Genomic DNA, 14,224 nt, shown 5'->3' with positions numbered 1-14,224 from the left:
AGACCCCATGACAAGCGCCGACGACGCACCAGCCCAGCGGTCAGAACCGGGCGGCATCCGCGCCGTGAGCCGAGCCCTCGATGTCCTCGACTGCTTCGAGAACGAGGGCCAGTCGCTCGCCATCGCCGACATCGTCCGCCGCTGCGAGCTCCCGCGAACGACCGTGCTGCGCCTCGTCGACACCCTGGTGGGCGAGCGGATGCTGCAGCTCCTCCCCGACGGACGCGTGAGCGTGGGCCCCCGCATGATCCGCTGGGGAGCATTCGCGAAGGCAGCCTGGTCGGCTCCCGCCCCCACACTGGAGCGCCTCCGCGAGCTCGCCGAGCAGACGGGCGAGACGGTGAGCCTCTACGTCCGCCGCGACCTCAAGCGCGTCGCCATCGCCCAGGCCCCGGGGCGACACACCATCCGCCACGTGGTCCAGGTCGGCGACGAGCTCCCGATCTGGCGGGGCGCCGCATCCACGACACTCCTCAGCGGCGAACGCCCGGAGATGCTCGACGCCGTGCTCGCGAAGCTCGACGCAGACCCGGCGATCGACGTCGACACCGCCGCCCTCCGACACCGGGTCGACGAGATCCGCGAGCGGGGCTGGGGGCTCAGCCACGGCGAGCGGGAGTCCGGCAACAGCGGCCTGGCGATGCTCGTCCCCGAGAATCCCGAGCGACCGCACCTGCAGCCCGTCGTCGTCGTGCTCGGTGGGCCTACAGCGAGATTCGTCGACGCGCGCATCCCCGAGTTCGTCGACGCGCTGCGCGCCTGCGTGCGCGACGTGCCGCGCACCGGGCTGCCCCCGGCACTCGAGTGAAGAGGCGGCGCGGCCGAAGACGGCCAGCGCCCCGAGCGGAGCAGGACCAGGACCAGAACCAGGACCAGGACCGAGAGCAAGAGCAGGACCTCGAGCAGGACTGTGAACCGACGAAGGAGACGGTGCGATGAGCGCAACGGTGTTCGTGACGGCCCCTCGCCTCGGCGAGTCGGGGGTGCGTGCCCTCGCCGAGTCCGGCAGGAGGGTGATCTACCTGCCGGAAGGTGGCGGGCGCGCTGAGGTCGAGGAGATCCTGGCGCGCGAAGCGGTCGACGCCGTGATCTCCCGCACCGTCGAGCTGTCGGCCGAGGCGATCGAGTCGTGCCCGTCGCTTCGAGTCATCACGAAGCACGGCGTCGGCGTCGGCAACATCGACGTCGAAGCCGCGACTCGGCGCGGCATCCCGGTGCTCACCACACCGGGGGCGAACGCCCAGTCCGTCGCCGAGCTCACGATCGCGCTCATGTTCACCGCCGCCCGCAGAGTGTCCTGGATGGACGCGGAGATCCGGCAGGGCCGCTGGAGTCGAGCGCAGGATGGGCGGCAGCTGGCCGGCGCAACGCTTGGCCTCGTCGGGGCAGGACAGATCGGGCAGCGGGTCGCCCGCACCGCGGCGGCGACCGGCATGCGAGTGCTGGCCTTCGATCCCGGGCTCAGCCTCGACGCCCCCATCCCCGAGCTCACGATGGTCGGCACCCTCGAGGAACTGCTCGGCCAGGCTGACGTGCTGAGCCTCCATGTGCCACTCAATGAGCGCACGCGCGGCCTCATCGGGGCCGCCCAGCTCGCCCTGCTGCCGGCAGACGCCATCGTGCTGAACACGGCGCGGGGCGAGATCGTCGACGAGCCAGCCCTCGTCGACGCGCTCCGCAGCGGACGGCTCTTCGCCGCGGGCCTCGACACCACCTGGTCTGAGCCCATCGAGCAGGACAACCCGCTGCTCGCCTGCCCGAACGTCGTCATCACGCCGCACGTCGGCGGGTCGACCCCTGCAGCACTCGAGGCGATGGCGCTGGCGGCCGCCCGCAACGTCCTCGGCTACCTCGATGGCGCCAGCCTGGACGCGCGCTCCTGCGCGAACCCCTCCACCCTCTCGGCCGAACGGAGCACCGCATGACCCAGCAGGACCCCACCGAAGCACCCGCCTGGCCGACCGGCTACTTCATCGGCGAGCGCGCGGCAGAGCTGCCGACTGCGCTGATCGACGCGTTCCGCGCCATCCCGGTCGCCGTCGCCGGCGACTGCCTCGGACGCTCCGTGGGAGCGCTCGGCCTCACCGCTTACCACGGCGACGCCCCGCTCTCGGGGCAGGCCGTGACCGTCAAGATCCGACCGGGCGACAACCTCATGATCCACAAGGCCATGATGGATGCCCACCCCGGCGATGTCATCGTGATCGAGGGCGGCGGCGACCTCAGCCAGGCGGTCATCGGCGGGCTCATCCGCACGACAGCGCTCGCGAAGGGCCTCGGCGGCTTCGTCCTCGACGGAGCCCTGCGCGACGTCGCAGAGTGGCGGGAAGGCGGCATGCCCGCCTACGCGCTCGGGCACACGCACCGCGGCCCCACGAAGGACGGCCCCGGCCAGATCAACGTGCCCGTCTCGATAGCCGGCCTCGTCGTGAACCCAGGCGACCTCATCCTCGGCGACCTCGATGGGGTACTCGCCGTCCCGGCGCAGCGGACGGAGTCGCTCCTGCACGACGCGCGTCGGCACCTGGAGCGGGAGGCCCGCATCCGCAAGCACAACGAGGAGGGCACCTCAGACCCCGAGCGGTTCAACGCGCTCCTCCGACAGAAGGGGCTCCCCGTCTGACCCGGTGCCCCGCCGACCGCCCCGCAGGGGGCTTGTCAAGCGCCGCGGCCTCCCATGTGCGCCCGCGTACAGTGATCCGTCGGTCGCCGCGGCACTCCTGAGCCGCGGCAGAAGAGAGGCTCCCCCCGTGCGACGGTTCGACTGTGATGTGTGCGAGAACGAGGTCTTCTTCGACTCGGTGTCCTGCGAGCGATGCTCGTCCAAGCTCGGCTACGTGCTCAGCCTCGACGACGTGCTCGTCGAAGGGGGCACATCCGCGACGGATGCCGGCCTGCGGCGGTGCAGCAACGCCGAGCTCGCCGGATGCACGTGGTTGACCGCGCAGGCCGGCGGGCTCTGCGAGAGCTGCCAGCTCACGCGCACCCGCCCCAGCGACGCCGACGCGAAGGGCCTGCGCCTCTTCCCGATCGCGGAGGAGTCGAAGCGGCACCTGGTACGCGACCTCACGCGCCTCGGGTTCGCGACGCGCCCCAAGGAGAGCGGCGAGCCCGCCACGGTCGGCCAGACGCCCGTCTTCGACCTGCTGTCGAGCGTGTCGGAGAGCGTCACGATCGGCCACGCCAACGGCGTCATCACGATCGACCTCGCGGAGGGCGACGACAGCTACCGCGAGCAGGTCCGGCAGCGCCTCGCCGAGCCGTACCGCACCATGCTGGGGCACTTCCGCCACGAGAGCGGCCACTACTACGAGTGGCAGCTCGTCGAGCAGACGTCCCGCATCGACGAGGCCAGGGAGCTGTTCGGCGACGAGCGCGCCGACTACCAGGCCGAGATCGACCGCCACTACGAGGAGGGCCCGCCGGAGAACTGGCGCAGCGACTACCTCAGCAGCTACGCGACGATGCACCCGTACGAGGATTTCGCGGAGACCTGGGCGCACTACCTGCACATCCAGGACACCCTCGAGACTGCCGTCGCGTTCGAGCTGCTGCCCGCGCCGGAGGCGGGCGCGTCCGCCCGCGACGTGGTCGTCGACAGCTGGATGCCGTTCGCGACCGCCATGAACGTCGTCAACCGCTCGCTCGGGCAGCGCGACCTCTACCCGTTCGTCCTGCCGGACAAGGTCATCGAGAAGCTCGCGTTCGTGCACTCGCTGCGCGACCCCGCGAGCACCTCGGGCTCGGCCGACTGACGCATCCGCCCCGCAGCCGACGACGCCGCCGCCACCACCGCCACCGCCACCGCCACCGCCGAATGGGTCACTTTCACCCCATTTCAGCGGCCGTTACGGGGTGAAAGCGACCTATTCGGCGACGATCGCGGCGAGCGGGCGGGCCTTCGAAGCCCCTGCCGAGCAGGTCCGTGTCCTCGCGAGCGCGACGAACGGAGGCCCGGACGGTCTCACCGGCGCTCCTCGGCGCTCATCGAGGCACTTCGGCGCACCTCGATGTAAGCGCCGAGTCGTGTCGGCGCAGCTACGCGGCGCTCAGCGGGTGATGGCGAGCTGGCCGATCGCGGTCACGGGGGCGACGCGACCGTCGGACAGCTCGTACTGGCAGCCGACGATGCTCAGCGCGCCGCTCGCGACGGCGTCGCTGATGACACGCGAGCTGCGCACGAGCGAGTTGATGGTCGAGTACAGGTGGCGGCGGCCGACGGCTTCCACGTCGATCTGCGCCTCGTCGACGTACGGGGTCGACTGGTCGCTCGTGAACCACTCCTCCTGCACGGAGGGCTGGATGCGCGCGAGCTCGTCCTTGATGGCGGGCGTCACGTCGCGCGGGTGCGCCGTGGTCTGGTTGATGGCGGCCTTCACCGCGCCGCAGGAGCCGTGCGCGAGCACCACGATGAGGGCCACGCCGAGCTCGGCGACGGCGAACTCCATGGTCGCGGTCGTGTTCTCGTTCGCGATCTGCCCCATGTTGCGGGCGACGAAGAGGTCACCGAGGCCGCAGTCGAAGAGGATCTCGGCGGCGACACGCGAGTCGGAGCAGCCGAGGAACGCGGCGTTCGGTGCCTGGCTGCCCGAGATCTCGGTGCGGCGCGCCGCGCTCTGCTGGGGGTGGAGGAGGTCGCCCTTGATGAAGCGCTCGTTGCCCTGGACGAGGTCGTCCCACGCTTCCTGGGGAGTGACTCTTGCTGCCGTCATCGTTGCTCCTTCGTGCTGAAACCTGTGACTGCCGACGCGCATCCGGTGCCGGATGCGCGTGCCCCGTTCGAGGGTGCGGCGCCGTCCAAGCGTACTCACCCCCGAGCCATCCCTCTGCGCCGACTGGGACGCCCGGAGTCGACGCGCCGCAGCGGATTCGACCGCGAACGTCCGCGGCCGCCCGGAAAATGTGAGAACGTCAGTTCCCAAGATCAGGGTTGATGGGAGGTGGCGCATGCGACGAGGACACAACCTGCTGGCCGTCGGCGACTACAACCAGGCCGTCATCCTCGACTTCATCCGCCGGGCCCCGGACGGGGTGAGCCGCGTCGAGGTCGCCCAGGCCAGCGGCCTCTCGGCCCAGACCGTGTCGAACGTCACCCGCCGCCTCATCGACGGGGGCCTCGTCCGGGAGGGCGAGCGCCTCATCACCGGGCCGGGCAAACCCCGCACCAGGCTGCGCCTCGACGCGACGAGCCGCTACGCCGTCGGCGTGCACCTCGACCCGACCGTCATCACCTACGCGGTCCTCGACCTCGCGGGCGCCGTCGTCGTCGACCACCGCACGCGCACCCCCACCGAGCCGGACCCCGGCGTCGTCATCGCCGACATGACGAGGGAGATCGCCGCGATCCTCGGGCGAGCCGGGATCCCCCGCGACCGGGTGCTCGGCGTTGGCATCGCGGCCCCCGGCCCGCTCGACTCGGCGCGCGGCGTGGTGCTCGACCCGCCCATGCTCGACGGCTGGGAGTCGGTGCCGCTGCGCGACGCCCTCAGCGAGGCCACCGGCTTCCCCGTGGTGCTCGAGAAGGACGTCACCGCTGCGGCCGTCGCCGAGCTCTGGCTCGACTCCGGCCCCCGCCGCGACAACTTCGCGTTCCTCTACTACGGCACCGGCATCGGCATCGGTCTCGTCGTCAACCACGAGGTGCTCCGCGGCGCGAGCGACAACGCCGGCGACCTCGGACACATCATGGTGCAGGCGGATGGCCCCGTCTGCTCGTGCGGTCGCCGCGGCTGCGTCGGCGAGCTCGTCGTCCCGCACCGCCTCGTGAAGCACGCCATCCGCATCGGCGCACTCCCGGGCGAGGAGAGCGTCGACCGGTCCGACTTCGACGAGGTCGACCGGCTCTTCACGGAGTTCGCGGCGGCCGCCGTCCGCGGCGAGCCCCGCTCGATGGAGGTCATCGAGGCCGCGGCGACGCAGATCGCGCGCGCCCTCGTGAGCCTCATCAACCTGCTCGACATCGACACCGTCGTCTGCGGCGGGCCGTTCTGGCGCCGCATCGAGCCAGCGCTGCGCTCGCGCATCGAGGAGCTCGTCAACGCTGACGCGGCCCTCATCCCCCACCACCCGATCTTCGTCCCGAACTCCACGATCGGCGAGGACGTCGCCGCCGTCGGCGCCGGCTGCCTCGTGCTCGACCAGACCCTCGCGCCCCACACGTCGGCGCTCCTGATCTCGCGCTAAGGGCTGCCGGGTCGCTCTCAGCTCGCACGTTCAGCTCACGCACCGGCCGCACGCCCCGAGGCCGTTCATCCGTGCCGTCGTCCGTGCGGTCAGCCTGCCGCCAGCCTGCCGGCAACCCTGCCGTGAACGCTCCCAGCCCCGGCCGCCGCGTGGTGGCAAGAAGCTCTTGACATGAGTTAGTCCAATCGGTTTACTTATGGCAGGCCGAAGGCGCGACACCGATGTCGAGCCGCACGGAGAACGGTCGTGGAGCAAGGGAGCACCATGAAAAATCGCACACTCGGGGTCGTGGCACTCGCCGCCGCCTCTGTGCTCGCACTGTCCGCCTGCGCGGGCGGCGACTCGGGCGGAGGCGACTCGAACACCATCAAGGTCGCCTACCAGAAGTTCGGGCAGTTCACCCAGATGGACGACCACATGCAGAAGGTCAAGGCCGAGTACGAAGCGGCCAACGAGGGAATGACCGTCGAGCTCATCCCGATCGAGGCGCAGGAAGCCGACTACTTCGCGAAGCTCGCCCTCATGAACCGCTCCCCCGCCACCGCGCCGGACGTCATGTACGAGGACACGTTCATGGTCAAGACCGACGTCGAGGCCGGCTACCTCGCCCCGCTCGACGACTACGTCGCGAACTGGGCCGACTGGGAGCAGTTCCCCGAGAACGCCCGCCAGGCCGGACTCGGCGACGACGGCAAGGTGTACGGCATCCCGATGGGCACCGACACGCGCGCCCTCTGGTACAACCAGGACATCCTGAAGGCCGCCGGCGTGCAGGTGCCGTGGGAGCCGAAGACCTGGGACGACATCATCGCGGCCGCGGAAGCCGTGAAGGCACACGACCCCAACATCCGCCCCTTCAACATCTACTCGGGCAAGGCCATGTCAGAAGGCGCCTCGATGCAGGGCTTCCAGATGCTCCTCACCGGCACCGAGGACGAGCTCTTCAACACCGACGAGCAGAAGTGGGTCACGGGCTCGCAGGGCTTCATCGACTCGCTCTCCTTCGTCGGCGACATCTACCAGGGCGGCCTCGGACCGACCCCGCAGGAGGCGCTCGACAAGAACGTCGGCACCAGCATCAACACCGAATGGATCCCGAACGGGCAGCTCGCGATGAGCCTCGACGGCTCCTGGGTGAGCGGCACCTGGCTCGACTCCGGCTCGAAGCCGTGGCCGGAATGGTCGGACGTCATGCAGGTCACGCCGATGCCGACGCAGGACGGCCAGGACCCGGGCGTCACGAGCATGTCCGGTGGATGGACCCTCGCCATGGGCGCCGGGACCAAGAACCCGGACGCGGCCTGGGACTTCATCAGCCTCGCCCTCAACCAGGAGAACGCGCTGAGCTACGACGTGGCAGCAAGCCAGGTGCCGGTGCGCACCGACGTCGCCGAAGCCCCCGAGTACACGGACGCCAACCCGACGTTCGGCTTCTTCGCGGACCTCGTGCCCGACACGAACTTCCGCCCAGCGAACTCCGACTACTCGCAGGTCTCCGCCGCGATCACGGTCGCCATGGAAGCCGTCATGACGGGTCAGCAGACACCAGAGGAAGCCGCCGCCGCCTACGACAAGGCCGTCATCGGCATCGTCGGCGAAGAGAACACGACGTCGGCGTCGAGCTGATGACCGCCACCCTCTCCCCCGTCTCGGGAGCGCCCCGCGCTCCCGAGACGGGGCGGCCCGCCCCCAGGAAGCGGAAGGCGCTGCAGCGGGTCACCCGCGGCGTGCCGCTGATCCCAGCGGTCGGCCTCCTCGCCGTCTTCCTCCTCGGGCCCGTCATCTCGTCGTTCTACGGCTCGTTCACCAACTCCACGCTGAGCGGCGTCGGCGCCTCGAGCGCGGAGTTCGTCGGGTTCCAGAACTACCTCGACCTCTTCGCGAGCCCCGACTTCCCGAAGTCCGTGCTCATCACGCTCGTCTTCCTCGTCGCCTCCGCGATCCTGGGGCAGAACGTGCTCGGTCTCGGCCTCGCCGTGCTCATGCAGTCGTCGAACAAGTTCGTGCGCAGCACCGTGAGCACCATCGTCGTGACCGCCTGGGTGCTGCCGGAGATCGTCGCCGCGTTCGCGGCCTACGCGTTCTTCAGCGACGCGGGCACGCTCAACACGATGCTCGCCGCGATCGGCATCACCGGCCCCAACTGGCTCTACACGCTGCCACTGCTGAGCGTGATCCTCGCCAACACGTGGCGCGGCACCGCCTTCTCGATGCTCGTCTACCGGGCGGCCCTCAACGACGTCCCACCGGAGATCACCGAGGCGGCCGAGGTCGACGGCGCGAGAGGCTGGCAGCGCTTCACGCTCATCACGCTGCCCATGATCCGCCGCAGCATCTCGACGAACCTCATGCTCACGACCCTGCAGACGCTCTCGGTCTTCGCGCTCATCTTCGTGATGACCAACGGCGGACCGGGCACCGACAGCACGACCCTGCCGCTGCTCGCCTACCAGGAGGCGTTCCGCTTCGGCCAGCTCGGCTTCGGCACCGCCATCGCCACCATGCTGCTGCTTGTCGGCGCGCTGTTCTCGGTCGCCTACATCAGGGCGCTCAAACCGGAGGTGGACTGATCATGTCAACCAACACGTCCGTGGCCGCGGCTGACCCCGCCGTCACGACCAGGTCCATCGCGACGGGCAGCCACCACGTCGAGACGAGCATGGCGGCCCCTCGGGGTCGCGCGATGCGCTGGTTCGCGAACATCGTGCTCAGCGTCATCGGCATCATCTTCCTGCTCCCCCTCGTCTGGCTCCTCCTGGCGTCGTTCGACTCGACCGCGACCCTGTCCGTGAAGTGGCCCGAAGCCCCGTCGCTCGACAACTTCCTCGCCGTCCTCACCCCGGAGATCTCCCTCATCCCGCTCTGGAACAGCCTCGTGCTGTCCGGCGGATGCGCGATCGTCACGGTGCTCGCAGCGATCCTCGCCGCGTATCCGCTCTCCCGCTACAAGTCGCGCATCAACAAGCCGTTCCTGTACGGGGTGCTGTTCGGGACCTGCCTGCCGATCACCGCGATGATGGTGCCCGTCTACGCCCTGTTCGTGGCGTTCAACCTCATCGACAACATGTTCGGCACCATCCTGTTCCTCGCCGCGACCTCGCTGCCCATGGCGATCTGGATGATGAAGAACTTCATGGACTCGGTGCCCGTCTCCCTCGAGGAGGCGGCCTGGACGGACGGCGCCTCGGCCATGGCGACCCTGCGGCTCATCGTCGTACCACTCATGCGCCCCGGCATCGCCGTCGTGTTCATCTTCGTGTTCATCCAGACGTGGGGGAACTTCTTCATCCCCTTCATCCTGCTGCTGAGCCCCGACAAGCTGCCCGCCGCGGTGAGCATCTTCTCGTTCTTCGGCCAGTACGGCGCGGTCGCCTACGGCCAGCTCGCCGCGTTCTCGCTCCTCTACTCCCTGCCGGTCCTGGCGTTGTACGTGCTCGTGTCCCGCCTCGGCGGCGGCTCGTTCGCGCTCGCCGGCGCCGTCAAGGGCTGATCCACGACTTCCAACGTCTCCTTCAACGCAGAAAGGCGCTCCATGCCTGATCCCACGCAGTTCGTCGACCTCCGCATCCGCCGGTTCGTGTCCGAACGACTCACCCCCGCCATCTACCGCGAGCGCGAACAGCTCACCGTCACCTCCTGGGACGTTCCGGGCGAGCCCGTGCCGTTCGCCGAGGCGGTCACCCAGCAGTTCACGCCCTTCCGTGTCGGTGACGAGTGGAGCCGGCCATGGGGAACCACGTGGTTCCACATCACCGGCACCGTCCCAGCCGACTGGGAGATGACGGATGCACGCGTCGAGGTGCTCGTCGACCTCGGCTTCGTGAGCGGCCACCCCGGCTTCCAGGCCGAGGGCCTCGTCTGGACCCCCCAAGGCCACATCCTGAAGGCCATCGAGCCCCGCAACACGGCGGTGCCGCTGAAGATCGGCCCAGGCGACAGCATCGACCTCTACATCGAGGCGGCGTCGAACCCGGACGTGCAGGGCGAGTCGGTCTACGCGCCCACCCCCATGGGCGACCTCGCCACCTCCGGCGACGCCCCCATCTACCGCACCCGGGTGCTCGACATCGGTCTGCGCGACGTGCCCGTGTGGGAGCTGGCGCAGGACGTGTGGACCCTCGACGGTCTGTGGCGCGAGCTCGGCGAGGAGACGCCAAGGCGTGCGGAGATCCTCCGCGGGCTCGAGCGCCTCATCGACACCCTCGACCCCGACGACATCTCCGGCACGGCGAAGGCCGGCCGCGAGGTGCTCGCTCCCCTGCTCGCCTCCCCCGCCTACGCGAGCGCCCACCACGTGGTCGCCGTCGGCCACGCGCACATCGACTCGGCCTGGCTGTGGCCGGTGCGCGAGACGATCCGCAAGTGCGCGCGCACCTTCTCCAACGTGCTCTCGCTCATGGACGAGAACGACGACTTCCTGTTCGCCTGCTCGTCGGCGCAGCAGTTCGCGTGGATGAAGGAGCACTACCCGGACCTGTTCGAGCGCATCAAGGTGCGAGTCCTCGAGGGGCGCTTCGTGCCCGTCGGCGGCATGTGGGTGGAGTCGGACACGAACCTGCCGGGCGGCGAGGCCATGGCCCGCCAGTTCGTGGCGGGCAAGGGCTTCTTCATCCGCGAGTTCGGCATCGAGCCGCCCGAGGTGTGGCTGCCCGACTCCTTCGGCTACTCGGCCGCGCTCCCCCAGATCGTCAAGGCCGCCGGCTCGAAGTACTTCCTCACGCAGAAGCCGTCGTGGAACGAGACGAACGTCATGCCGCACCACACCTTCAACTGGGAGGGCATCGACGGCTCGCAGGTGTTCACGCACTTCCCGCCCGTCGCCACCTACAACTCGGTGCTCTCGCAGGAGGAGCTGCACAAGGCGCAGCGCGACTACAAGGAGAAGGGCGAAGCCAACTCCTCCCTCGTGCCGTTCGGCTACGGCAACGGCGGCGGAGGCCCGACCCGCGAGATGATCGCGGCCGCGGAGCGCACCCGCGACCTCGAAGGCTCGCCGACGGTCGAGATGACGAGCCCGCAGGCGTTCTTCGAGCAGGCCGAGGCCGAGCTCGAGCAGCCGCCCGTCTGGTCCGGCGAGATCTACCTCGAGTTCCACCGTGGCACCTACACGTCGCAGGCGCGCACGAAGCGCGGCAACCGCCGCAGCGAGCACCTGCTGCGCGAGGCGGAGCTGTGGGCGAGTGCGGCGGCGATCCGCACGGGCGCCGCGTACCCGTACGCGGAGCTCGAGTCGGCCTGGCAGACGGTGCTCCTGCAGCAGTTCCACGACATCCTTCCCGGCTCCTCCATCGCCTGGGTGCACCAGGTCGCCGAGGAGCACTACGAGCGGGTCGCGGGCGAGCTCGAGACGCTCATCTCGTCGGCGCTCGGCTCGCTGACGGGCGCCGGAGAGACGGCGCTGCTCGCGAACGCCGGACCGTACGCGGTGGATGGCGTGCCCGCGCTCGGTGGTGGCGCATCCGGTGCCGCCTCGGGTGCCGCCCCGCACGGTGGCCCGGTGACGCTCACGCGCTCCGGTGACACCCTGGTGCTCGACAACTCGCTGGTGCGCGTGACGATCGACGCGGACGGTCTCGTGTCGTCGCTCTTCGACGTCGCCGCGGATCGCGAGCTGGTTCCGGCCGGCGAGCGCGCCGCCGAGCTGTGGATCTACCGCGACACCCCAGCCCAATGGGATGCGTGGGACATCGACGTGCACTACCAGCGCCACGGCCGCCCGATCCGCTCGGTCGACTCGATCGAGGTCGTCTCGGAGGACGCGGACCGGGTCGTCGTGCGTGTGTCGCGCTCGCACGGCTCGAGCACCTTCGTGCAGGAGCTGTCGCTGGGCGCCGGGCGTCCGACGCTCGACCTGACGACGGATGTCGACTGGCACGAGCGCCAGAAGCTCCTCAAGCTGGCGTTCCCGCTGGATGTGCACGCGGAGCGGTCGTCGTCCGAGATCCAGTTCGGGCACGTCAACCGCCCCATCCACCGCAACACGTCGTGGGACGTCGCACGGTTCGAGACGAGCGCACACCGTTGGGTGCACGTCGGGGAGACCGGCTACGGGGTCGCCGTCGCGAATGACTCGACGTACGGGCACGACGTGACCCGCACGACCCGCGAATCCGGTGGCACGACCACCCTCGTGCGGGAGTCGCTGCTGCGCGCTCCCACCTTCCCGGACCCGCACGCCGACCAGGGCCGGCACGTGCTCCGCACCTCGGTGCGAGTGGGTGCGGATGTGCTGGACGCGGCCGCCGAGGGCTACCGGCTCAACGTCGCACCGCGCGCCGTGACCGGAGCCGCTGCGATCGAGCCGCTGCTGACGGTCGACGACCCGGCCGTCGTGGTGGAGGCCGTGAAGCTGGCGGAGGACCAGAGCGGCGACGTCGTCGTCCGCCTGTATGAGGCTCGCGGTGCGAAGGCTCGGGCGACGGTGACGCCCGGGTTCGCGTTCGAGTCGGTCGCTGAGACCGACCTGCTCGAACGTGACGTCGACCAGACGGCGATCGTGGATGCCGAGGGGGCCCTGGCCCTGTCGGTGCGCCCGTTCCAGCTGGTCACGCTCCGCTTCCGTGGGGTGTCGGCGCTGCGCTGACAACTGGGGAGACCGGGCGGGCAGACTGCGCTGCCTGCCCGGTCGGACGCTGTGGCGAACCGCACCCGCGGACTCCTGGGTGCCGGTTCGCCACAGCTGTGTCTGCGGGCATCTGCGTCTGCGGGCGCCTGCGTCTGCGGGCGCCCCCGCGCTCCTCGGGCTCTCTCGCGCTGTCGGCCTTCCTCTCGCTTCCTTTCGCGCTCCCGCACTGTCCCGGCGCCAAGGTTGTGGGTAAGTGCGCTCGCGAAGCACCGCAACCGCACTTGGCCACACCGCTGCCGCCAAAGCCGGCCGCTCGGATTCCCGTGCCGCTCGGGACCCTCCGCTCGGGCTCCCGGCATCTCGGGGCCCTGCCGATCGGCTCCCGGCGTCTCGGGGCCCTGCCGATCGGCTCCCGGCTTCTCGGGCCCCCTGCCGATCGGCTCCCGGCTTCTCGCCCCTCGAGCTCTCCCGCTCAGTCTCTCTCAGCCCCTCCCTCGCAGCCTCCTTCGCGGCCCCTCGCTCGCTGTCCCGGCGCCAAGGTTGTGGGTAAGTGCGCTCGCGAAGCACCGCAACCGCACTTGGCCACACCGCTGCCGTCAAAGCCGGCCGCTCGGATTCCCGTGCCGCTCGGAGCCCGCAGCATCCCGGTTCTTCCCAGCGGGACCGGCGTTAGATGGATGGCGGAGCGCGCAGCCCCGACGCGCGCAGGAATGAGCGACGATGCCCACCTTCACGAACATCCATCACCTCGCGGTGACCGTCCGCGACCTCGAGACGAGCGTCGCCTTCTACGAGCAGGTCTTCGGCTTCGCCCCGGCGACCGAGATCGACGACGAATCGCTGCACCGCAAGCTGTTCGCGCTGCCGGGCGGCACGAACCTCGGACTCACGCAGCACGACGGCGGCACCGACGGGGCGAGTGGCGGAGGGTTCTCGCCGTTCTCGCCGGGACTCGATCACATCGGGCTCACCGTCGAGAGCCGCGATGAGCTCGAGGCGTGGGCAAGCCACCTGAGCGAGCACGGTATCGAACACAGCGGCATCGTCGAGGCGGCGTATGGCTACGCGCTGAGCTTCAAGGACCCCGACCAGATCGCGCTGGAGTTCTTCGTCTCGAAGTAGGTGCCGCGCTAGCGCCTGAGGCGACAGCTCCCCCGCAGAGAGTTGTGGCTCGGTGCACCTGCTGAGCACCGCAACCGCACCCAGCCACAACCCTGCACACCTCCTGCACCACTGCGCGCCGGGCACCACCGCAGAGTTGTGGGGAAACGCTCCTCGCAAGCACCGCAACCGCACCAAGCCACAACCCTGCGCGCGGGGACACGCACTCGCCCGCGCAACGCGCGCCCGACCGCACACCGAGGCTGGCTCACCCCGCGCCGCCCCCAAAGTTGTGGCGAAACGCTCCTTGGGAGCTCCGCAACCGCACCCAGCCACAACCCTGCACACCTCCTGCACCACCGCGCGCCGGGCACC

At 70.0% G+C, this 14,224-nt stretch carries 11 protein-coding genes; 10 read left to right on the top strand and 1 reads right to left on the bottom strand.

The window, feature by feature from the left end; translation table 11 throughout:
* Window positions 1–7 precede the first annotated feature (7 nt).
* The 4 genes from ITJ61_RS15530 (at window position 8) to ITJ61_RS15515 (ending at window position 3,755) form a co-directional block, all read left to right on the top strand.
* Window positions 8–808 carry an IclR family transcriptional regulator gene (locus ITJ61_RS15530; RefSeq protein ID WP_194686789.1) on the top strand — a complete coding sequence of 267 codons (801 nt, stop codon included), beginning with the start codon at window positions 8–10 and terminating at the stop codon, window positions 806–808.
* 127 nt (window positions 809–935) lie between these two features.
* Entirely contained in the window at window positions 936–1,925 is a 990-nt protein-coding gene (locus ITJ61_RS15525) for a hydroxyacid dehydrogenase (RefSeq protein WP_194686788.1), read from the top strand.
* On the top strand, window positions 1,922–2,623 hold the full coding sequence (locus tag ITJ61_RS15520) for an RraA family protein (RefSeq protein ID WP_194686787.1): 702 nt from the start codon (window positions 1,922–1,924) through the stop codon (window positions 2,621–2,623). Before ITJ61_RS15525 ends, ITJ61_RS15520 begins: the two co-directional genes overlap by 4 nt.
* Window positions 2,624–2,750: 127 nt before the next feature.
* A complete protein-coding gene (locus ITJ61_RS15515; protein WP_194686786.1) occupies window positions 2,751–3,755 on the top strand; it encodes a zinc-binding metallopeptidase family protein in 1,005 nt (334 codons plus the stop codon).
* 294 nt (window positions 3,756–4,049) lie between these two features.
* Here the strand turns inward: ITJ61_RS15515 and ITJ61_RS15510 are convergent, their stop codons facing one another.
* Complete coding sequence (locus tag ITJ61_RS15510) at window positions 4,050–4,712, bottom strand: carbonic anhydrase (protein ID WP_104240568.1); 663 nt, start codon at window positions 4,710–4,712, stop codon at window positions 4,050–4,052.
* Between the two features lie 235 nt (window positions 4,713–4,947).
* On the opposite strand from ITJ61_RS15510, the gene ITJ61_RS15505 reads away from it, so the two are divergent.
* From ITJ61_RS15505 to ITJ61_RS15480, 6 genes are all read left to right on the top strand, one after another.
* Window positions 4,948–6,183, top strand: coding sequence for an ROK family transcriptional regulator (locus ITJ61_RS15505; protein WP_194686785.1), 1,236 nt, complete (start codon window positions 4,948–4,950; stop codon window positions 6,181–6,183).
* A gap of 264 nt (window positions 6,184–6,447) precedes the next feature.
* Window positions 6,448–7,809, top strand: a complete 1,362-nt coding sequence (locus tag ITJ61_RS15500; RefSeq protein WP_104240566.1) for an extracellular solute-binding protein — start codon at window positions 6,448–6,450, stop codon at window positions 7,807–7,809.
* Window positions 7,809–8,753, top strand: a complete 945-nt coding sequence (locus tag ITJ61_RS15495) for a carbohydrate ABC transporter permease (RefSeq protein ID WP_194686784.1) — start codon at window positions 7,809–7,811, stop codon at window positions 8,751–8,753. The genes ITJ61_RS15500 and ITJ61_RS15495 overlap by 1 nt, the downstream gene beginning before the upstream one ends.
* Before the next feature lie 89 nt (window positions 8,754–8,842).
* Entirely contained in the window at window positions 8,843–9,673 is an 831-nt protein-coding gene (locus tag ITJ61_RS15490) for a carbohydrate ABC transporter permease (RefSeq protein ID WP_194686949.1), read from the top strand.
* A gap of 42 nt (window positions 9,674–9,715) precedes the next feature.
* A complete protein-coding gene (locus ITJ61_RS15485; protein WP_194686783.1) occupies window positions 9,716–12,766 on the top strand; it encodes an alpha-mannosidase in 3,051 nt (1,016 codons plus the stop codon).
* 702 nt (window positions 12,767–13,468) lie between these two features.
* The gene (locus ITJ61_RS15480) at window positions 13,469–13,870 is read left to right on the top strand and encodes a VOC family protein (RefSeq protein ID WP_104240563.1); all 402 of its coding nucleotides are present in this window, start codon (window positions 13,469–13,471) and stop codon (window positions 13,868–13,870) included.
* Window positions 13,871–14,224: the final 354 nt, after the last annotated feature.

It is taken from the genome of Pseudoclavibacter sp. VKM Ac-2888 (assembly GCF_015351285.1).
In the GTDB taxonomy this organism is placed as follows: Bacteria; Actinomycetota; Actinomycetes; order Actinomycetales; family Microbacteriaceae; genus Pseudoclavibacter.
The sequence above is the reverse complement of the archived record's forward strand: the minus strand, read 5'-3'. Positions and strand labels throughout refer to the sequence as shown.